This window comes from Nonomuraea sp. B10E15 (assembly GCF_039871615.1).
In the GTDB taxonomy this organism is placed as follows: Bacteria; Actinomycetota; Actinomycetes; order Streptosporangiales; family Streptosporangiaceae; genus Nonomuraea.
In genome coordinates this window covers 78,215-97,951 of record NZ_JBDPMB010000027.1, presented here as the reverse complement: position 1 = coordinate 97,951, position 19,737 = coordinate 78,215, and the positions used below count along the sequence as shown (strand labels likewise).

At 70.8% G+C, this 19,737-nt stretch carries 15 protein-coding genes; 4 read left to right on the top strand and 11 right to left on the bottom strand.

The genetic code is table 11. The annotated features are described in order from the left end of the window. Positions 1-39: 39 nt before the first annotated feature. Complete coding sequence (locus ABGB14_RS43590; RefSeq protein ID WP_347649760.1) at positions 40-2,481, bottom strand: hypothetical protein; 2,442 nt, start codon at positions 2,479-2,481, stop codon at positions 40-42. After that, positions 2,478-3,809, bottom strand: a complete 1,332-nt coding sequence (locus ABGB14_RS43585; protein WP_347649759.1) for a DUF4407 domain-containing protein — start codon at positions 3,807-3,809, stop codon at positions 2,478-2,480. Before ABGB14_RS43585 ends, ABGB14_RS43590 begins: the two co-directional genes overlap by 4 nt. Positions 3,810-3,892: 83 nt before the next feature. Between ABGB14_RS43585 and ABGB14_RS43580 the strand changes: the two genes are divergently transcribed. Then, a complete protein-coding gene (locus ABGB14_RS43580; protein ID WP_347649758.1) occupies positions 3,893-5,227 on the top strand; it encodes a hypothetical protein in 1,335 nt (444 codons plus the stop codon). Between the two features lie 17 nt (positions 5,228-5,244). On the opposite strand, the gene ABGB14_RS43575 is transcribed toward ABGB14_RS43580, so the two are convergent. The 3 genes from ABGB14_RS43575 to ABGB14_RS43565 all read right to left on the bottom strand — a co-directional run bounded on the left by ABGB14_RS43575 (position 5,245) and on the right by ABGB14_RS43565 (position 7,487). After that, complete coding sequence (locus tag ABGB14_RS43575; protein ID WP_347649757.1) at positions 5,245-5,664, bottom strand: hypothetical protein; 420 nt, start codon at positions 5,662-5,664, stop codon at positions 5,245-5,247. Between the two features lie 62 nt (positions 5,665-5,726). After that, the gene (locus ABGB14_RS43570; RefSeq protein WP_347649756.1) at positions 5,727-6,410 is read right to left on the bottom strand and encodes a DNA alkylation repair protein; all 684 of its coding nucleotides are present in this window, start codon (positions 6,408-6,410) and stop codon (positions 5,727-5,729) included. 33 nt (positions 6,411-6,443) lie between these two features. Then, positions 6,444-7,487 carry a BtrH N-terminal domain-containing protein gene (locus ABGB14_RS43565; protein ID WP_347649755.1) on the bottom strand — a complete coding sequence of 348 codons (1,044 nt, stop codon included), beginning with the start codon at positions 7,485-7,487 and terminating at the stop codon, positions 6,444-6,446. A 195-nt stretch (positions 7,488-7,682) separates the two neighbouring features. Between ABGB14_RS43565 and ABGB14_RS43560 the strand changes: the two genes are divergently transcribed. Further along, positions 7,683-8,903 carry a family 16 glycosylhydrolase gene (locus tag ABGB14_RS43560; protein WP_347649754.1) on the top strand — a complete coding sequence of 407 codons (1,221 nt, stop codon included), beginning with the start codon at positions 7,683-7,685 and terminating at the stop codon, positions 8,901-8,903. Between the two features lie 50 nt (positions 8,904-8,953). On the opposite strand, the gene ABGB14_RS43555 is transcribed toward ABGB14_RS43560, so the two are convergent. Continuing rightward, entirely contained in the window at positions 8,954-9,544 is a 591-nt protein-coding gene (locus ABGB14_RS43555; protein ID WP_347649753.1) for a TetR/AcrR family transcriptional regulator, read from the bottom strand. 38 nt (positions 9,545-9,582) lie between these two features. On the opposite strand from ABGB14_RS43555, the gene ABGB14_RS43550 reads away from it, so the two are divergent. Continuing rightward, positions 9,583-10,053: a hypothetical protein gene (locus ABGB14_RS43550; protein WP_347649752.1), complete on the top strand. Its 471-nt coding sequence runs from the start codon at positions 9,583-9,585 to the stop codon at positions 10,051-10,053. Between the two features lie 15 nt (positions 10,054-10,068). On the opposite strand, the gene ABGB14_RS43545 is transcribed toward ABGB14_RS43550, so the two are convergent. Further along, positions 10,069-10,533, bottom strand: coding sequence for a GNAT family N-acetyltransferase (locus ABGB14_RS43545; protein ID WP_347649751.1), 465 nt, complete (start codon positions 10,531-10,533; stop codon positions 10,069-10,071). 331 nt (positions 10,534-10,864) lie between these two features. On the opposite strand from ABGB14_RS43545, the gene ABGB14_RS43540 reads away from it, so the two are divergent. Next, positions 10,865-11,755: a helix-turn-helix domain-containing protein gene (locus tag ABGB14_RS43540; RefSeq protein ID WP_347649750.1), complete on the top strand. Its 891-nt coding sequence runs from the start codon at positions 10,865-10,867 to the stop codon at positions 11,753-11,755. Here ABGB14_RS43540 and ABGB14_RS43535 read toward each other — a convergent pair. From ABGB14_RS43535 to ABGB14_RS43520, 4 genes are all read right to left on the bottom strand, one after another. Next, positions 11,712-12,941: an MFS transporter gene (locus ABGB14_RS43535; RefSeq protein ID WP_347649749.1), complete on the bottom strand. Its 1,230-nt coding sequence runs from the start codon at positions 12,939-12,941 to the stop codon at positions 11,712-11,714. The two genes, ABGB14_RS43540 and ABGB14_RS43535, sit on opposite strands and share 44 nt — an antisense overlap. Positions 12,942-13,298: 357 nt before the next feature. Continuing rightward, entirely contained in the window at positions 13,299-15,422 is a 2,124-nt protein-coding gene (locus ABGB14_RS43530; RefSeq protein WP_347649748.1) for a carbon starvation CstA family protein, read from the bottom strand. 3 nt (positions 15,423-15,425) lie between these two features. Further along, positions 15,426-15,776: a hypothetical protein gene (locus ABGB14_RS43525; protein WP_347649747.1), complete on the bottom strand. Its 351-nt coding sequence runs from the start codon at positions 15,774-15,776 to the stop codon at positions 15,426-15,428. Positions 15,777-15,913: 137 nt separating this feature from the next. Then, positions 15,914-19,729 carry a S8 family serine peptidase gene (locus ABGB14_RS43520; RefSeq protein ID WP_347649746.1) on the bottom strand — a complete coding sequence of 1,272 codons (3,816 nt, stop codon included), beginning with the start codon at positions 19,727-19,729 and terminating at the stop codon, positions 15,914-15,916. Positions 19,730-19,737: the final 8 nt, after the last annotated feature.

Genomic DNA, 19,737 nt, shown 5'->3' with positions numbered 1-19,737 from the left:
CGCTACGCGAAAGACCGGTCATGGCTCAGCGCGAAGCCGTTACGGAAGGCCCATGCCCACGCGGATCCGCTGGACCGCCGCCCGGCAGCTGTCAGCGGAGATGCTCAGTTCGCGCCGCGCCGCCGCGAGCTCCAGGTAAGGTCCTGCCGCGGGCTGGGCCGGATCCTGTCCGGCCATGAGGTCGAAGCAGTTGTCCTTGAACGCGTCGCTGACGGTCATGCCGAGGAAGGCCAGCGTCGACAGTTCGGTCACGAGGGTCCTGAGGGGCAGGTCGTCCGGGTTGAGCACGGGCGGTTGCTCCGATGCGAGCAGTGCCAGCTCCTTCAGCGAGGAACGCAGGTCGCCGAGCGGAGCGTCCGGTTCGAGGGGACGGCTCAGCTGGTGCAGCCGGTCGAGGAGGGCGCCGCACTCGGGGGTGGCCGGCAGGCGGCCGATCTGCGCGCGAGTGCCGGTGATCGCCTCGTGGAGTTCTTCCCTGACGAGCCGGTCGGTCAGGTCGGGAAGGCGCAGGGCGTACTCGAACTCCATGTTGATCTCCACGAGCCGTCTGGCCACGCGGATGAGCTCGCGGGGCAGCCCGCCGGACAGCACGAGCCCGAGCCAGACGAAGGGCTCGGTGAAGCCGGGTACGCGGCGCTGCAGGAGGAGCCGGCACAGCTCGAAGGACATCGGCTCCAGGGAGATCTTCTCGTCGAAGGCGTTCTCGAGGTGGGAGCGCCCGGTGATGGTCTGGCGGGCGAACGACGCGCCGAGTTCGTCGGCGACGGCGACGAGGAAATAGCAGTGCACCGATCCGAAGATGGCCTTGATCTCGCTGAGGAAGCGGGTGGCCTCCTCCACCGATCCGATCCGGTCCACCTCGTCGATGCAGATGAGCACCTTGCGCCCGCGCGCGTGCTCGACCTCGGTGACGTCCTCCAGGAACCGGCGCAGGTGGCCGACCAGCTCCGGCATGCCCCAGGGCATCGACTTCAACGCGATGCTGCGCTGGAATCCGGTCTGCAGGGCCGGCAGGCTGCCGCTGGCCTGCGTGGTCGCCGTCTGCTCCGCCTGCAGCCGCTGGTAGTGGCGCCTGGCCTCCATGACCAGCTTCGGCTCCGAGGCCCAGGACAGCTTCCGCCAGTGCCGTTTGGGCACGGCCGCCACGATCAGGAAGATCAGCAGGATCTGCACGACCAGCCGGTTGTCGGCCCACCAGACCTCCCACCAGCTCCGCACGCCGGCCGACAGGTCACCGACGAAGGCGGCCACCACGTTCGCGGCCTGTGCCAGCTCGAAGGCGAGTGACCAGATCAGCAGACCCGTGAGCCCGCAGGCCAGCGCCACGCGGAGGAACAGCCCGGAGGCGCCTGCCAGGTAGCGAAGCAGGCCCATGCGCCGCCGCACGGCGAGCTTGCGTTCCACCGTGAACCCCTGGTCGGTGATGTACGCGGCGCACACCCGCTGGAAGAGCTCGATGAGGAACTCTTTCGGCACGTAGTGGGTGGGCGCGGACACCAGGACCGAGAACTGCGACTCGCCTCCGCACAACATGCGCAGGAGCGTGGTCTTCCCCGTGCCGCGCGCGCCCGAGATGGCGATGCTGGCGCCGTCCGAGCGCCGCAGCGCCTCCTGGACCCGCTGGGTGGCGCGGGTGGGCACCAGGAGACCGGCGTGGTAGATCGCCCGCAGCCTGGCCGTGTCCTGGACGAGCAGCCGCTTTTCCATGCGGGGCTGGAGGAGGCGGTTGATCGTCTGGATCAGCTCGGGCATGACGGCGTTCTCGCGGGCGTCCTCAAGCCACTGCCGGCGCGCCCGCTCGGCGCGGTTCTCGAGACCGGGAGCCGCGGGGGTGAGGAGGTGCATCTTGAGCATCCGGCGCAGCGGCCGGCCGGTGTGATCGAGGCTCAGGATCCAGACGAGGCCGAGGAAGCCACCCATGACCAGGAAGCTGGTGAAGGAGAACGCCGCTCCCAGCAGCGGCGCGACCGCCGGCAGAGCCAGCCCCGCCGCCAGCGCCAGCGCGGCGAGGAGGAGCCGCGGCGCGCTGCGCGTGGCGCGGGCCGAGCGCCAGGTCAGGCCGGCCACCGGCACCAGGGCGAGTGCGGAGAGCTGGCAGGCCAGCAGCATGAGCGCGGACCACGAGGAGACCGGCAGCGCGAGTCCGACGGCCACGACGAGCGACACCCTCGTGGTCAGGAATCCTCGAAGCGCGGCCGGGCTGAATCCCGCCGCGTAGTCCTCGAAATCCATGCGGGCGCGGGTGCTCGCGTGGGCCAGGGAAGCGAAGCCGGCGTAGCTTTCCAGCGCGGTCGCATCGCGGAAGGCCTGGTCTCTGCTGCTCCCGGCGAGAACCCGAGCCCAGTCCACGGGCCGGCTCGCGGTTGTGGCCCGCGGCGGCGCGGGCTCGACATAGAAGCGGATGCGGGGGTCGTCGCGGCAGCTGCCGGCCAGCTCGTCCCAGGGAAACAGCTCCGGCGTCGTGGTCCAGGCGGCTGTCATGGGCGTTGCCCCCGCGGCAGCGGGGTCGCGTCGGGGTCCTCCGGCGCACGGGCGTCCCGCATGCCACGCAGCGCCCGATCCTGGAGCTCGTCCTCATCCGCCGGCCGGCGACGGCGTCCGGCGACGGGGTCGGAGGGCTTGGACGGCCGGTCCGGCTGGCGTGACTCGCGCTCCCAGACCTGCTCCAGCGTCAGCTTTCCCGCGCCCTGCGCGGCGTCGATCTCTGCGGACATGAGCCATGCGCGGGCCGCCGCCTGCTCCTCCCTGCGGGCCTGAGCCTGCTCGATCCGTTCGTACGTGCCCGGCCGGTGCATCAGCTTGGCCATCACCGGCAGGCACTCGATCAGCGCCAGAAGGAGGAAGATCAGCAGGTTCGCGGTGTTCAGGGTGGCGTTCTTCGCCGAGGCCGCCCCCAGCGCCTCGATCCGGAGGAGCAGCCCGCCCCCCTCCCGGCTCTGCGACTCGAAGGCGGCGTGGCGATCCTCCTGCTCACCCCTGAGCCGGTCGAGTTGTGCCTGATATCCGGGAAGGTCCGCCCTGGCCTGCTCGTACCGTGCCGCGGCAGCGCTCTTGCTCTTCCGCGTGAGTTCCTGCCTCCGCTGATCGATCTGCGTGTTCAGCTGATCGACCTCGTGGCGGGCGGACCGGTAACGGCTCTCCAGCTCGCGCGCTCGCGGACCGTCCCCCTTGGCGCCCGGGACGGATTCGCACTCACCGCCGTACAACTGGCACTGCCAGTCGTCGTAGTAGGCGTTCGCCTGCTCGAGTGCACGATCCCGGTCAGTGGTCAGAGATGCCGTCTTCGGATCCTTGGCGGGGTCGATGGTGACCTGACCCTTCGATTCGATCACCTGGTGAAGCTGGTCGACGAGCTGGGTCAGGCGGGTGATCTCTCTGGCGCTCTCGCCAGCGGACTGCTGCCGCTGGAACGCTTCCGCGCGGGCCTGCTGCATCTGCACGATCTGGGCGTCGATCTCGGGTCTGAAGATGTGCAGGACCAGGGGTGTGGAGAGGATGACGCCGAGCATCAGGGACAGCAGCAGCCGAGGCAGGGCGAGCCAGAGCCGCCCCGCGCCGTGGTCGCCGAGGGTCGCGATCAGCCACCGGTCCAGGGACATGATGGCCAGCCCCCACACGAGCCCCGTGATCACGGCCAGAGCGAGGTTGACGTCGAGCGCGGTCCCCAGCGCCAAGCTCATGGAGAGGGCGGCCACACTGCTCGTGACCAGCACGGCACCGCCGAGCCACCTGAACTTGCCCGCCTCCGACGGGCACATGGACAGGATGTCGCGCCGCGCTCCGGACAGGTAGAGGAGGAGCCCGCCCATGGCCGCCGCCCTCCTCGATCACGTGAGCCGGTCGCCGTGCCATTTTAGTCCTGGGAACCGCGTCATTATGAGAACATGCGGCGGTGCGAGAAGCGTTCCGTACCGCTGTCGCAACACTCGGCGCCGGAGAATCGATCACTCTGGTCGGGCTCACCGCCGGCGAGGCCCTGAGCATCGTGATCACACTTGACGGTGCGGGTGTTCCCCAACCGTCGGAGCAGCTGATCACGGGCATGCCCGGCGAGCTCTCGCTGCCCGAGCCCACCGGCCGGCTGTACGTGGTGAACACGGCTCCGGACGCCCCCGGCGCTGTCGCGATCTTCGACCGGCTTCGCACGGCCCACCCGGATGCGCGGTGCTGGGACCAGGAAGGGCTGGACGTGCGCGGCCTGGCTCGGGACGCCATCGCCGACTCCCCGGTCCGGCTCTCCCACGGCCTGCTCGTCGCCAGGGCGGACCCGCGTACCGGCCAGATCATGCTCGCGTTGCGGGAGCTCTTTCCCGAAGGCGCCAGGCGCGGCGCCGTGGCCGAGGTCAGGGTGCGGAGCGAGGCGGCCGACGACCACGGCACCGTGCTCGCGGTGGTCGCCTGGGACGGCTCGGCCCCCGCGCTGCTGTCGATGCAGGTGGCCCACGTGCCGCCGGGACCTCATCTGGTCAGGGTCCGGCTCCGCCGGCCCGGCTCGGTGCTCTTCCTCTCTCCGGAGCAGGTCACCCGCGACAACCGCAGCGTGGCCGAGCTGATGGCGGCGATTCCCCGCTCGTACGAGCCGGTGCAGCAGCACGTCCACCTCGTTTGCGCCATCGAGATCGCCGGCCCCGCCGCGCGCGTGGCCGCGCGGCTGGACTGCGCGGAGAAGCTGGTCAAGGCCGCGCACCGGGGGTTTCCCCGGCCAGGGGCGCTGAGCGTCGGCCTCATGGGCTACGGAGCGCACCACCCCACCCGGCGGCGGCGCGGCGACCGGGTGATCGTGACCGACTGGCTGGCGGACCCGGAGGAGGCGCTGAAGTCGTTGGGCTGGTTCGGCGCGGCGGAATCCGGCCACCCGCGCGCCGTCCAGCTGGAGGACATGCTGGCCGAGGTCGTCGCCAGGCTGGATGCGGGGCCCCGCCCCCGGCGGACCACCTTGCTGGTCATCGGTGAGAGGCCGCCGCACCCTCCCGGCCCTGGCGGCGACGTGGCGCCCTGCCCGCACGGCCACGACTGGCAGCGGTTGCTCAGCCGGCTCGAACGGCAGCAGGACGTCACGCTCGCCGCGATCCGCGACCAGCCCGGCTCCCCGGGCGGAGCGGTCTGGGCCCGTCTCGGCACCGCCGCGCTCAAGCCGCTCGCGACGGTGGACGCGGAGGCGTTGTGCGCTCAGATCGGCCTCTCCTCGCTGAAGCGGCCGAAGATTCCCGTTCCGCTCATCGATTGAACGGGTGCCGCCGGCGCTCAGGGAACCCAGCAGCGGGCGGGAAGGGCCTTCTCCCTGGTCCCGCCCGCGCCGTCAGGCTCGACGAACCATGCGTTCCGGTCGGGGAGCACGCTCACGACCTCGTGCAGCCCGGTGCCCACGTAGTGGAGGGCGACGCCGTCCTCGGTGGCGTACCCGGCCGGCAGCGTCCCGCTCGCCACGGACTCGCGGAACCGCGCCCGCCGGGGCTGGTCACCCAAATCGTCATGGACACCGTTGGCGCTCCAGCCGTCGATGAACTCCCGCGAGTCACCCACCGCCGTCGCGATGAGGCACATCCGCGGTCGGCGCGCGCCGGCCAGCTGCCTCGCCTGCCATATCTGCACGCCGACGTGCCGGAACCCCTCGGGAGGGGACAGCACCCCGGAACAGGCCAGGATCTGCGGCTCTCTGATCATGAGAACGTATTATGCGCCGGGACGGGGCGCGGGCGATGGTCCGGGGCACCCGGAGGCCGCGCTCAGCCGCGGCCGGCTCCCTGCCCGGCCCGGCGCGTCATCTCGGTGATCCAGATGGGCGCGAACGGAGACGTGCAGCCCGGGGAGGTCGGGTAGTCCTTGAGCACCTCCAGGCGCTCGCCGATGCCGATGGCGCGGGCTCGGAGGCCGGCGTGCTCGATCCCGATCTGGGCCAGGCAGGTGTTCATCGCCCACTGCAGGCGGTCCGGGGCGTCCTTCATCTCCGCCTCGATGGCGTCGAGCAGTCCTGGGAGGTCGAGGCCTTCGGGCTGCTTCGCCACCCGGTCGGCGGTCAGCGCCCAGCCCGCGCTCGCGACCGCCGGATCCGGGTCGGCGAACCAGGCCAGGCGCAGCTCCTCGGCGTGCGGGCTCTTCTTCACCACGTAGTTGACGAGCCAGTCGTGCACCTTGGGCGTGCGCGCCTGCCGCATCATGACGTCCAGCTCGCCACGCTCGAACGCCTTCGGGCGGCAGATCAGGAGCGCCAGCAGTCGCGCCGCGGTGTCACCCGTCTCCCAGAGCCGGCGCGCCAGCTCCTGCTGCGTCTTCAGCCGCTTCGCGAGCGCGCGCAGCCTGCTGAGGTTGACGCCGTGGTCGTCACCGTGTCTCTCGTTGACCGCGCGTGCCTTGGGGTCCTCCAGCCCGGCCAGTTCGGCCAGCACCTCGGCCACCGTCGTCTCGGCCACCTCAGCCTCCTGTCCCTACGTGCGCGATCGAGCCTACGACGGAAGCCGGCTTCCTGTCGTGCGCGCCCGTGCTCGTACGGCCTCCCCGCCGGGCCGCAACCGGCGCAGCGCCTGCATGGCGTCCTTCTCGATGCGTGACAGATCGTGCAGGAGGGCGCCGGCCTGCTGGAGGTGCCCGGCGTCGCCGCTCTCCCCGGCCTTCGCGACGAGGGCGGACACGTCGGTCCACAGGCCGGCGGCCTCGGCGTACAGCCGGTGCCCCGCGCGGAGGTCGTCGTCGTCGATCAGCCGGGTGCACTCGTCGAGGAAGTCGCGGTAGAGGGCCCGGAACAGGGCGCCGCCGGTGCCGCCCCTCTCCATGAGCAGGGCGGCCTGCGACAGATCCTGCCGAGGATCGCCGGCCCGCCCCAGCCAGCCGGGCACCTTCCGGCCGGCCTTCTCGATGCCGCGGTGGCCCAGGTTCGCGATGGGGGCGGCGAGGAAGGCGTCGGCGCAGTCTCTGATGGCGGGGATGATCTGCTCCTGCCAGGCGAGCGGGTGAGCCGGCAGGGTGATGGTGAAGGACCGGTTCCTGGCGGTCATCGGGCCGCGTTCGGCGCGCGCCCTGGCGAGGCCGGCCCGGCTGGTGCGCACCGCTCCTCCCTGCTGGTCGGTGTCCACCAGGTGGGCGTCGTGCTCGTCGTAGCCGTACATGGCGACGATGTGACCGCCGAAATGCACCTTGGACTGGAAATAGTGCAGATGGTACGAGTCGAGCTGGAGGCCTACGGGCCGGCCGGCGTCGATGGGGGCGGCCACGTTCTCCCACGCCTTGCGCGGCGAGGCGGTCTCCTTGACCAGCAACGTCAGCCCCAGCCTGGCGGCCAGGTTCCTGGTGAGGTCGAAAGGCCTGACGCGGCCCGCGAGAAAGGGGAAGGCCATGCTCTTGCTGTCCCAGTAGAGGAACGACAGGCCCGAGCCCAACCCGAACAGCATGGGCTCGGACAGGTCGAGCCCCTCATGCCGCAACAGCACCCCCAGCGCGGTCGTCTCGCAGTGGTGCATGCCGCGGGCCTCGACGCCCTTCACAATGGCCATGTGTCGCTCTCCTCATGCGGGCGCGGCGTACGGCCGCACCCTCCCGCCGGGATCCAGCATGAGGCCTCCCACGGGGGGAGAGTCCAGCCGGGGCGGCACGCGGCAATAATAAGTAAAGCTTCTTGTTGACAAAGGAGAGGTGCTGATATTACATCCTGTTGATCGGGGGGCGAAGACCACTCAGCGGAGGTCTCCATGCGCAAACCCCGGCTCCTCCTCGCGGCCACGGCCCTGCTCGCCGCCCTGACCGGCGGCCTGGTCACCGGCGCCCACCCGGCCGAGGCCGACATCGGCCCGGTCACCTGGTCCGACGAGTTCAACGCCGCCGCCGGGACGTCCGTCGACGGCTCCAAGTGGAAGTTCGACATCGGCGGCGGGGGCTGGGGCAACAACGAGCTGCAGTACTACACCGACTCGACCCGCAACGTCTCTCACGACGGGCAGGGCCACCTGGCCATCACCGCCCGCCGGGAGAACCCGTCCAATTTGCAGTGCCACTACGGCACCTGCCAGTACACCTCCGGCCGGATCCTGACCGCCGAGAAGTTCACCCAGACGTACGGCCGCTTCGAGGCCAGCATCAAGATTCCCCGGGGCCAGGGCATCTGGCCGGCGTTCTGGATGCTCGGCGGGCGCAACTGGCCGGGCGACGGCGAGATCGACATCATGGAGAACATCGGCAGCGTCCCGAACACCGTGCACGGCACCGTCCACGGCCCCGGCTACTCCGGCGGCAGCGGGATCGGCGGCAGCCGCACGATCGGCGGGCCGCTCGGCGACGCCTTCCACCGGTACGCGGTCGAGTGGTCACCCAACCTCATCGTCTGGTATCTGGACGGTTCGGAATACTTCCGCATCACCCCTGCCGACCTCCGCGGCAACCGGTGGGTGTTCGACCACCCGTTCTTCATGATCATGAACGTGGCGGTCGGCGGCAACTGGCCAGGCCCGCCCAACGCCGGCACCACGTTCCCGCAGACGATGCTGATCGACTACGTTCGCGTCTCCGCGTGGACCGACGGCGGGTCGGGATCCGGCGCCGCGCTCAGGTCCAGCCTGAACGGCCGCTGTATCGACATCCCCCGCGCCGAGCCCGTGGACGCCGCCCCGCTGCAGATGTACGACTGCAACGGCACGGTCGCCCAGCAGTGGTCCGTCAACGGTGACGGCACGGTCCGCGCGATGGGCAAGTGCATGGACGCCGCGGCGGCCGGCACCGCCAACGGCACGCCGATCCAGCTCTACACGTGCAACGGCACCGGAGCCCAGCGCTTCACGCTCAGCCCGGCGGGCGACCTCGTCAACATCGCGGCCAACCGGTGCGTGGACGTCGTGGACCGCAACACCGCCAACGGCGCGCGGCTGCAGCTGTGGGACTGCACCGGGGCGTCGAACCAGAAGTGGACCCGCTCCTGAGCGATGTTCCCGCAGGACAGGGCTCTCCGTCCTTCTGGGCGGAGAGCAGGTCAAGTCTTGAGTGAGTCGATGTGCGTCGAGAGGACGTCGGTCGCCCAGCTCGTGTCCGCCGTGGGCGGCTCGTAGACCAGGTGGCCGGCGAGTCCGTCGATGACCGCGTGCAGTCGTAGGGCTTCCAGCCGCAGGTCACGCCCCGGCGCCAGGTCGACGCCGTTGTCGAGCTGGGCGATCATCCAGCGGCAGGTCTCGCGGAGGGCCTCGTGCGCCTCCGCGCGGGGGCCTCTGAGGCTCTCTTCGGCGGTGGCGGCGCTGAACAGCGCCATGTTGACCTCCATTTCCGCGCGCCGCTCGTCGTCGAGCGGCAGCAGCTCGCGCGCCACGGCCTCGACGGCCTGCCTGATGGTGGGTTGTGGCGGGATCGCGGTGATCCGGGCGCGGACGCGATTGACCACGAGCTGCATGGCGAAGACCAGCAGTTCGCTCTGCGTCCTGAAGACGTGACGCAGCGATCCGGCGGAGAGTCCCGCCTCGGCGGCGACCATGCGCACGGAGACGTGGCCTACGCCGTGCCGCATGATCACTCGCCAGGCTGCTTCGGCGAGCTCTTCGCGGCGCTGTTCATGATCGATCAGCCTGGGCATACGATCCATGTTAGCGCAGTCGTGCTACCATCTCGATTATGGTAGTACGGCTGTACCAAGAAAAGAGTGTTCCCACCGCTCTCCGCCTCCTCGTCCCCTACATGCTCGTCCTGGTCGTCCTCTATATCGCCCTACCGGTGCAGATGGCCGTCGACCGCGACTTCACCAGCGCGTCGATCATGCGCAACAACCCCACTCTCGACCCCGCCGATCTCGACTTCGCCGTCAACGCGGCCATTGTCTACGCGATCGTCCTGCATGCCCTGGACGCCGTCCTCGTCGTCTGGTTCGTCCTCAAGGCGCTCAAGGGGCGTCACTGGGCCCGCATCGCCCTCACCGTCTACCTGGTCATCGCCACCCTCGCCAGCTACATCTCCGCCGCCGCCGGTTCGGAGTACTGGTGGGCCGTCATCTCCGGCAACGTCATCCATCTCGCCATGATCGCCGCCCTCTGGCTGCCGGCCTCCGCCCGCGCGTTCTTCGCCGCGCATCGCCGGCACTCCGGATGAGCACGGTGACCGCCGCTACAGGTCCAGCGCCCCCACCGTCTCGCCGTCGCTCTCCTCGCCCGTGGGATGGAAGCCGAGCTTGCGGTAGAAGTTCTCGGGGCCGTCGTCACCGGGGTGCCAGGTGACGTACATCCGCGTGCAGCCGCGGCGCCTGAGGTGGCCGGCCACGGCTTCGACGGCGAAGCGGCCGACCCCGCGCGCCTGCGCGTCGGCCGCCACGTTGAGCCGCCACAGGCCCGACCGGAAGTCGACCCCCTTGCCGTTCCAGTCGATGTCGAGGAAGGCCATGAGGAATCCCACGGGACGATCTCCGTCGAGGACCAGCCGGGGCCAGGCGACCTGCTGGTGGACGTACGCCTCCGCCAGCGACTTCGCCACGGGCGCGACGAGCCGTTCCTGGTCGGGACGGACCCGCACGGCGAGGGCCGCATCGATGTTGGCGGGGGTGACCGGCACCAGCCGGAGGGAGTCTGCGGTCATGGGAGAAACCATAGGTCAGAGTCGCTCGACCGGCCGCTGCGGACGCGGAGGCTCTTCCCCGCTACGCGCCGGCCGCGATGAGCACGGCGAGGCCGCCTTCGAGACGGGGCTCCGTGACCGGCTGCGCCTCCTGATGCGCTCCTCGTGAAGGTCCGGGGCGCTTTGGGACGAAACGCTGAGGAAACGCGCGCCGCCCTACACATGACTCGGGGCGTGGCGGAGGCGTTCGCAGCCCGGTAGGGCGTGCCTCCTGAGCGGACCCGCGAGGGATCACGGTGGGAGCCGTCGAGGTGTCGGGTCGTGCCGTGAACGCTGCGTGCGGAGGACACGAGTGCGCGGGAGCGAAACGGCGTTCATCGGCGGGCATGTCGTCGATCTCGGCGTGGCCGTGCTCGAGGTGAGGAGATACCGTCCGGTACGCCTACGGCGTGAGTCCGGCTGGAGGAGGGCGGAGGGCGAGGACGCGATCCAGCTCGTCCTGCCCGTGCGCGGCACGGTGAGCGCGACGTGGGCCGGGCGTCAGGACACCGTGACCGCCGGCGGTCTCTACGCGCACGACCTCGCCCGGCTCGACGAGATGGTTCTGCGGCCCGACGGGCACGGCGGCCTCGAGGTGGCCGTGGTCATCATCCCGAAGCCGGTGCTGCCGCTTCGGGCGCCGGCCGTGGACGCGGTGCTCGGGCATGGCGTCCCCGCTGACAGCGGGGTGTACGAGCTGTTGAAGAAGTTCATCCAGGCCCTGTCCGACGAGAAGCTGTCGCTCAGACCGGCCGACGGGCAGCGGCTGGGGATGGTGCTGGTGGACCTTGTGTCCGTGTGCTTCTCCAGCCTGCTCGAATGCGGAGCCGGCGGGCGGGAGAGCTACCGGCGGCAGGACCTCGTCCGGCGGATACGCGCCCACATCCAGCGCCACCTGGGCGACCACCAGCTTTCACCGAGCTCCATTGCGGAGGCTTACCACATCTCGGTGAGCTACCTGCACCGGTTGTTCCAGGAGCAGGGCGACACGGTCTGCGGCTGGATCCGCGACCAGCGGCTGAGGTGTACCCGTCGCGACCTCGCCGACGCGGCCCTCGCCGACGTGCCGATCCGCCAGATCGCCGCCAGGTGGGGCTTCGGCGCGCCGGCGGACTTCAGCCGTACGTTCCGGAAGGTCTATGGCGAGTCGCCGCGGGAGTTCAGGTCCCGGACGGCCCGGACGGCCCGGACGGCACCGCACTAGCTGCTGCGGACGTGTAGGCGGCGCCGCAGCACACCGCGGCGACGAGAGCGCCGATCCCGCACAGTCCCACCGTGGCCGAGGCGGTGACGCCGAGTTCGGTGACCCATCCCGCCAGGAGGAATCCGCCGCCCTGGCCGGCGGCGATGCCGGCGATCGCGACTCCCATGGCGCGTCCGCGGTAGGCCGGCGCGGCCCGCTGGACGAACATCGCGTTGAGCGGCGTGCTGAACGAGCAGCCAATGCCGCAGCAGAACAGCAGGGCCAGCACCACGGGTGCGGGCGGGTGCGCGAGCATGGGGAGCAGGGCGAGCCCGGAGAGCACGGCGAGCGGCACCGTGACGCGGTCGCGAACGGGCGGGCGCGTCCACCGGGTGAGGACGGTCGCCCCGGTCGCGTAGCCGAGGGCGATGGTGGCCATGAGCACCCCGGCGAGTGGCGGGCCGCCGCCCAGTTCGCGGGCGAGGGGATAGGCGATCGCCTCGGTGCCGAAGGCGAAGGCCGGCACCAGCCAGACCAGGAGAAGGCACTGCCGCAGCCAGGGGTCGGCGAACACGTGGCGCACCCCTGCCGCCGCGTCCTTGAGGGGTGACCAGCGGGCGCCCTCGCTCTCGGGCACGGGCCGGGGCCTGATGCCCCGCCAGATGAGCGCCGCGGAGAGCGCGAATGTCGCGGCGTTCACGAGCAGCGCGCCCGCGGGCGTGACGAGCAGGACGACGGCGCCTCCGATCGCGAACCCGGCCACCTGGCTGATCTGGTAGGTGAGGTTGGTCAGGCCGTTGCCGGCGATGTAGGCCTCGCCGCTGAGCACGTCCGGCATCAACGCGGCGCGAGCGCTCATGAACGGCGGGGTGAACAGGTGCGCGAGATAGAGCAGGGCGATCGCGGCGCCGATCGGCATGCCCGGCAGCGCCAGCGCCGCGACCAGTATCGCCCTGGCCAGGTCGCAGGCGATGAGCAGGCCGCGGCGCGGAAACCTGTCGGCGAGCGAACCCAGCACGGGGCCGAGCGCGGACGGCAGGAACGCCGCGGAGAACGCGACCGCGGTGGCTGCCGGCGAGCCGGTCCTGTCGAACACCAGTATGGCCACGGCGACGGACGAGAGCTGGTCGCCCACGTAGGAGAGCGCATAGGCCGGGTAGAGGTAGCGAAACTCGCGCACCGTGAAAAGGCCGGAGAAGGTGGCCATCACCCGGTCCGCGCGCTCGCGGCCGCGACGGTCCCGAGGACCGCCGGCTTTCTCGTTGTCGGCATTGTTTCACCATGCCGGGCGGCCGTCGCCGGGGGGAACGGCATGGAGTGCACAGTTCGTACGCCAGGCGTGCACACCGCCCGCGACGGTTGCGTGCGTGGTGGACAGCACTCGAGGACCGGACCCCGAGTGCTGCCGTCTCACCTGTCCCTAGTTCCAGCCGTTCGTGCGCATGACATCTCTCCCCTCGTCGTGAAGCGCTCGGTTCAAGCGTTCAGGAGATTCGCGCCGTTGTCGTTGGCCGGGAGTCGCCAGGTTGTTGGCGAGGCATGAACGGGCGGAGCAGCGGCCCGGTCAGCCGTCGGGTGACGATTTCGCCATCATCGCGCGTTCCTCCCGGGTGGCGATGAGACCGGCCGGTGCGAGGATCTTGGACTCCTCGTACGGCGCCTCAGCGGTCGGCAGCGTCTCCCCGCTCCTGATCACCCGGATCCACACCCGTAGCGCGTCCAGGATCACGACGACGATGAGGATCGCGAACAGCGCGGCCAGGATGCCGTCGACGGTGGAGTTGAGCACGATCTGCTCCATCTCGCCCCGCGTCTTGGCGGGTGCGAGCAACTGCCCCTGGTCCAGAGCGGTCTGGTAGCGGTCGCGCTGGGAGAAGAAGCCGAGCGTCGGATCGGGCGAGAACACCTTCTGCCAGCTGGCCGTGAGCGTGACGGCGGCGTCCCAGGCCAGCGGGATCGCCGTCACCCAGGCCCACTTCAGCCGCCCGCTCTTGATCAGCAGGGTGGTGGCCACGGTGAGCGCCACGGCGGCGAGCAACTGGTTGGCGATGCCGAACAGCGGGAAGAGCTGGTTGATCCCGCCGAGCGGGTCGTTGACGCCCTGGTAGAGGAAGTAGCCCCAGGCGGCAACGACGACGGCGCTGGTGACGATGAGTCCTGGCCACCAGCTGACCCGGGAGATCGGCTTCCACACGTTGCCGATGGTGTCCTGGAGCATGAACCGTCCCACCCGGGTGCCGGCGTCCACGGTGGTGAGGATGAACAGCGCCTCGAACATGATCGCGAAGTGGTACCAGAACGCCTGCCAGCCGGCGCCGCCGAGGAAGCCCGAGAAGATCTGCGAGATGCCGACGGCGAGGGTGGGCGCGCCGCCCGTCCGGGCGATCAGCGTCTCCTCCTGTACGGCGTCCGCCGCCGCCGACAGTTGCTCGGGCGTGATGACGAAGCCGAGGTTCGTCACGGCCTGGGCGGCGCTCTCGACGGTGGCCCCGACGACGCCGGCGGGGGAGTTCATGGCGAAGTAGAGGCCGGGGGTCAGCACGCAGGCGGCCGTGATGGCCATGACGGCCACGAACGACTCCATGAGCATGGAGCCGTAGCCGATCATCCGGACCTGCGTCTCCTTCTGGATCATCTTGGGTGTCGTGCCGGACGAGATCAGCGCGTGGAATCCCGACAGGGCCCCGCAGGCGATGATGATGAACACGAACGGGAACAACGACCCGGCGAAGACCGGTCCTTCGCCGTTGAACGCGAAGTCGGTGAAGGCGGGGGTCTTCAGCGTCGGCATCGTGACGGCGATGCCGATCGCGATGAGCGCGATGGTCCCGATCTTCATGAACGTCGACAGGTAGTCGCGCGGCGCGAGCAACATCCAGACGGGCAGCACGGCGGCGACGAACCCGTACGCGATGAGCCAGAGGGACAGGGCCGACGGGCTCAGCGTGAAGAACGGCGCCCAGCTCGAGTCCTGCACCCAGCCGCCGGCGACGATCGCCAGCAGCAGCAGCACGACGCCGATCACGGTGGTCTCGACGACCTTGCCCGGCCGGATCACCCGCAGGTAGAACCCCATGAACAGGGCGATCGGGATGGTCATCGCGATGGAGAAGACACCCCACGGCGACTGCGCCAGGGCGTTGACCACGACCAGCGCCAGCACCGCCAGCAGGATGATCATGATGGCGAAGACGGCGACGAGCGCGGCGGCCCCGCCGACCGGCCCGATCTCGTCGCGGGCCATCTGCCCGAGGCTGCGCCCGTTGCGCCGCATGGAGAAGAAGAGGATCACCATGTCCTGTACGGCCCCGGCGAAGATGACGCCGGCGACGATCCAGATGGTGCCGGGCAGGAAACCCATCTGCGCGGCCAGTACGGGCCCGACCAGCGGCCCGGCGCCGGCGATGGCGGCGAAGTGGTGGCCGAAGAGGATGCGCCGGTCGGTCGGGTGGTAGTCGATGCCGTTGTCGAGACGCTCGGCCGGGGTGGCGCGCCGGTCGTCGGCGCCCAGCACCCTGCGCACGATGAAGCGGGCGTAGAAGCGGTAGGCGATGGCGTACGAGCCGAGCGCGGCGGCCAGCAGCCAGACCGCGTTGACGTTCTCGCCTCTGGACAGGGCCAGCACGGCCCATCCCGCGGCACCGACGAGGGCGACCGCCGTCCAGATGATGATGGAACGCAGTTTCACCCGTTACCTCCCATCCAAGGAGCCATCTAGCGAGCCATAAAGGGGGCGCCCCAGGCAGCAGCGCAGTCCGGCGTCCGGCGGCAGATCGGAGGTGAACCGCCGCCAGCGCCACAGCGGACGGCAGTCGATCGTGACGGGGAGGCCGGTGAGATGCACCCAGGCGGTCGGATGCGCGTACACCAGGTCGGTTCCGAGCGGGCGTGCGCGCCGGGGCAGTCGCGGGCGGCGCAGCGGCCGGACGGAGAACTCGCCCGCGTCCGCGCAGCAGAGCCCGGTCACGTGCCAGTCGAAGAACAACACTTCTTCGTCGCCCAGCGCTTCACGTGCGGCAGGAGTCAACGTGATTCGGGACATCTGGCGCTCCTGATAACAGGTAGCTCAGAATTTATGTCGGCTTTACCCGCTTTGCCGGACCTCGAAACGCGCATGGCAAGTCAGTGGAAGAGCGGCGCCCCCTGACCCGGCGGGTCAGGGGGCGCACCGTCAACGGGTCATGATTTCTTCCACGGCTCGAAATAGGCCACCGTGGTGAAATCGACCTCCGTTCCTGAGAGCAGGTCCCCGGACGTCGTGCTCGATCCGGTCACGAAGATCCGCACCCCGGAGTCGCCGGTCGCGTCCACGGCGAGCGCATGCGCCTTGTCCGCGGCGCCGGCCGGGCCGCCGTACTCGCCGGTCCAGACGGGCTCACCGGTCGCGGCGTCGTAGGCGATCGTCACGTAGTCGAACTTCTGAAGGAACTCGTCGGGCCTGGCCACCTCGTTCCAGCCCTGCCCCGTGATGACGATCTTGCTGCCGTCCGGTGTCACGGCGACGTCCCAGGAGAGGTCCTGCTCGTTCGCCCTGCCGTTGTGGCGCTGCACCCACACCCGCTCGCCCGTCCTTGGACGGTAGGCGATCGTGGTGAAGTCGTCCCTCGTCCCCTCACCCTCGGTGTTGCCGGTGACATACAGCGTGCCGTCAGGCCCCGAAGTGATGTCGCGCGGGGTGTCGCCGCCGTGCGCGGGTCCGTCGTAACGGTCCGACCAGAGCTCCTTTCCCGTGGCGGTGTCGTACGCGATCGTGGTCATGTCGGTCTTCGTCTCCCCGGCACTGGTTCCGATGACGAAGAACGACGCGCCGTCCGCGGCGACGGACATGCCGCCAGGAATGTCCCAGCCGTTCGCCGGGCCGTCGTGCCGGGCTGTCCAGAGCTGCTCGCCGGTGGCGGCGTCGTAGGCCACGGTTCCCCAGTCGGACCATCCTGTGCCGGGCGCGCCCTGGCTCTGGCCGGTGACCAGGAGCTTGGAGCCGTCAGGAGTCGTCTTGACCACCCGCGCGGAGTCGGTGCCGTCGCCGGGCCCGTTGTACTGCGCGACCCACTTCTGCTCGCCGCTGCCCGCGTCGTACGCGACCGTGACGTAGTCGTCCTTGCCGCCCACGCCCAGCGAGGTCATGCCGGTGACGTAGACGTGCGTCCCGTCGGGGCCGACCGTCAGGGCGTCGGCGCGGTCGGAGGCGTTCGCCGTGCCGTTGTGCCGCGCGACCCAGAGTTCCTCGCCCGTGGCCGTGTCGTACGCGATCGTGACGGCGTCGTTGCCGGTGTCCTGGCCGGCGCTGATGCCGGTGACGAAGAGCCGGGCGCCGTCGGGGCTCACCTCGATCCCCGCCGGCTCGTCGAAGGTGCCGGCCGGTCCCGCGTACGCCGCGCTCCACAGCTCGGCGCCGGTGGCGGCGTCGTGGGCGACGGTCGAGATGCGCGCGCTGCGCACGCCGGGCTGCGAGCCGTAGCTCGCGCCGGACACGTAGACCCGCTCGCCCTCGGGGTCGAGGGCGATGTGCCCGGCGGTGTCCTCCCCGCCCGCGACCCCGTGGGCGGCCGCCCACGCCTCGGCCACCGGCCGTACGACGACGGGCACGCGCACGGTGTGCCGGCGGTCCTTCCAGGTGAGCTGCCCGCCCACGTAGGCGTTCATGGGGGCGGTGGTCCTCTTGAGGGTCACCGTGAACGACTTGGTCTGCCCCGGCCGCAGGGTGAGCCGGCGCGGTTCGACCGTGACGTCGACGCCTTCGAGCCCGGTCGTGGAGGCGGTGTAGGTGGCGGTGCGGCGGTCGACGTTGGTGACCTCGCGGGTCACCGTACGCGTGCCGGGCAGCCGGCCGACCGCGATGGACGGGACGTTCAGGTCGCCGGCCTCGAACGAGTGGCCCTTCCTGGCCAGGTGCTCGCAGGTCCGCTCCTCGACCCCGCTGGTCGAGCCGCACAGGAAGGCCAGCCAGTCCCTGATGTCGCTGTCGTAGACCAGTCCGGGGTCGGCGGCGCTGTTCGGCACGACGTGGCCGGCGCCCTGGCCGAAGATCACCGACGGGTCGTGGCCGGGCCCGTCGAGCACGTCGGAGCCGCTGGTCATCAGCGCCGACTTGACGGCCATCGGCGACCAGCGCGGGTGCAGGTCCTTCAGCAGCGCGGCGAGCCCGGCGACGTGCGGCGCCGACATCGACGTGCCGCTCGCGACGTTGAACGCGGACCCGTTGGCGCCCGGCGGCGCGTACGCGGCCAGGATGTCCTGCCCGGGCGCGGTCAGGTCGGGCTTGAGCAGGTCGCCGCCCGCGGCGGTCAGCGGCCCCCGGGAGGAGAACGCGGCCACGTAAGGGGCGGGCGCGTCATCGACGATCTCCGCCTGCTCGATCGTGGCCGTCGAGCCGTCCGCGGCGGCGTGGTCCTTGACCGCCTGCCTGTCCTTCTGCGCGACGTGCAGCGTCGGCACGGCGTGCAGGTCGGCGTTGAGCGAGTTGTCGTCGGTGTTGGCCAGGATCATGCCGACCCCGCCCGCCTCGGCGACGGCGACGCTCTTGTTGGCGCGCGGCGTCTCCCCGCGGTCACAGACGACGATCTTGCCCTTGACCTTGGCCGGGTCGAGCACGGCCTGGCCGCCGTTGTCCCTGGCGGCGTGGCACTGCGCCAGCCGGGTCGCGTCCGCGCCCGGCAGCCCCGCGGCGGTGGAGTCGACGAGAGGCGCGGGCCCCGCCTTGACCGCCGCCAGCGAGGCGCCGCTCAGCGTGGTGCCGTCGCCGAGCGTGGCCGAGCCCCGCGTGCCGCGGTCGTGCGTGCCCGCCGCGACCGTGGTCACCCAGGGGGACGGGTGCGCGACGGTGCTCGCGGCCGGGCCGCTGTTGCCGGCCGAGGCCGCCACGAACACGCCCGCCTCGGCCGCCGACAGGAACGCCACCTCGGCCGGGTCGAGCAGGTCCGAGCTCGTGCCGGAGACCGAGTAGTTGATGACGTCCACGCCGTCCGCCACCGCCTGGTCGATGGCGGCGACCAGGTCGGAGTAGAAGCCGTTGGCCGTGGAGGCGTCCTCCGTCGACCAGAGCGCCTTGTAGGCGGCGACCCTGGCGCGCGGCGCGATGCCGCTGATCGAGCCGAACACCGCGGCCGGCCCGGTCACCTCGACGCCGTGGTTGCCCGCCGCGGTCGAGGCGGTGTGCGTGCCGTGGCCGTTGTAGTCGCGCGGCGACAGGTATTCCCACGGCATCGCCTGCTTGACGCCCTCGTCTCCGCCCCAGCCGGCGTTGAAGTGCCGCGCCGCGACGAGCTTGCCGTTGCACAGGGGGGCGGTCCACGACTCGTCAGGGCTGCTCCGCGGGCATTTGCCGTGGAAGCCGGGCACCTTGCCGTACGGCTTCCCGCCGGGCCCTGGGTCGGCGAAGCTCTGGCTGTCGGCCCAGATGCCGCTGTCGATCACGCCGATGACCAGGCCGTCGCCCGCGCCCTTGCCCCGCCGGCCGCCCGTGGGGCCGCCGAGCTCGTCCCACAGCCCGCCGCGCTTGTCGAGGCCGAGGAACGACGGCGTCGACGACGTCGCCACCGGCACCTTCCTGTCCTCGGTCACGGCCACGACGTCGGGCAGCGCGCGTAACCCGGCGGCCTGCGCCTCGGTCAGCCGGGCCGCGAAGCCGCCGTAGGAGTAGACGTAGTCGTAGACCTTCGGGCCGCCGCCCACCTTCTTCAACGCGGCGTCGTGCCTGCCGCGCAGGTGGTCGGCGTACCTCGTCACGTCGCTGGAGCCGGGGTCGATCTTCTCGCCCTGCTCGGGCTTGGTCTCGGCCAGCCCCGCGACGTCCCCTTCGTACGTCGCCACGGGGTCGGGGGTCATCTGCACGATGTAGGTCTTCTGCTCTGCCGAGCCGGCCGCCGCGGTGGCCTGGCCCGGCGCGGTCAGTCCGGCCAGTGCCAGCCCTGTGAGCGCCATGGCCGCCGCCAGCCGGCGTCCGAACGTGGTGAATCCAGGAGATCCAGGAGATCCAGGAGATGTGGACAGGTCCATCGTCGCCC

What these genes read in the sequence shown, in the direction of transcription:
- ABGB14_RS43565 (WP_347649755.1), bottom strand. Translation starts at nt 7,487, where the DNA reads ATGGCCATTGTGAAGGGCGTCGAGGCCCGCGGCATGCACCACTGCGAG.
- ABGB14_RS43535 (WP_347649749.1), bottom strand. Translation starts at nt 12,941, where the DNA reads ATGGCCACCTTCTCCGGCCTTTTCACGGTGCGCGAGTTTCGCTACCTC.
- ABGB14_RS43545 (WP_347649751.1), bottom strand. Translation starts at nt 10,533, where the DNA reads ATGACCGCAGACTCCCTCCGGCTGGTGCCGGTCACCCCCGCCAACATC.
- ABGB14_RS43585 (WP_347649759.1), bottom strand. Translation starts at nt 3,809, where the DNA reads ATGGGCGGGCTCCTCCTCTACCTGTCCGGAGCGCGGCGCGACATCCTG.
- ABGB14_RS43555 (WP_347649753.1), bottom strand. Translation starts at nt 9,544, where the DNA reads ATGCCCAGGCTGATCGATCATGAACAGCGCCGCGAAGAGCTCGCCGAA.
- ABGB14_RS43590 (WP_347649760.1), bottom strand. Translation starts at nt 2,481, where the DNA reads ATGACAGCCGCCTGGACCACGACGCCGGAGCTGTTTCCCTGGGACGAG.
- ABGB14_RS43520 (WP_347649746.1), bottom strand. Translation starts at nt 19,729, where the DNA reads ATGGACCTGTCCACATCTCCTGGATCTCCTGGATCTCCTGGATTCACC.
- ABGB14_RS43575 (WP_347649757.1), bottom strand. Translation starts at nt 5,664, where the DNA reads ATGATCAGAGAGCCGCAGATCCTGGCCTGTTCCGGGGTGCTGTCCCCT.
- ABGB14_RS43525 (WP_347649747.1), bottom strand. Translation starts at nt 15,776, where the DNA reads ATGTCCCGAATCACGTTGACTCCTGCCGCACGTGAAGCGCTGGGCGAC.
- ABGB14_RS43560 (WP_347649754.1), top strand. Translation starts at nt 7,683, where the DNA reads ATGCGCAAACCCCGGCTCCTCCTCGCGGCCACGGCCCTGCTCGCCGCC.
- ABGB14_RS43550 (WP_347649752.1), top strand. Translation starts at nt 9,583, where the DNA reads ATGGTAGTACGGCTGTACCAAGAAAAGAGTGTTCCCACCGCTCTCCGC.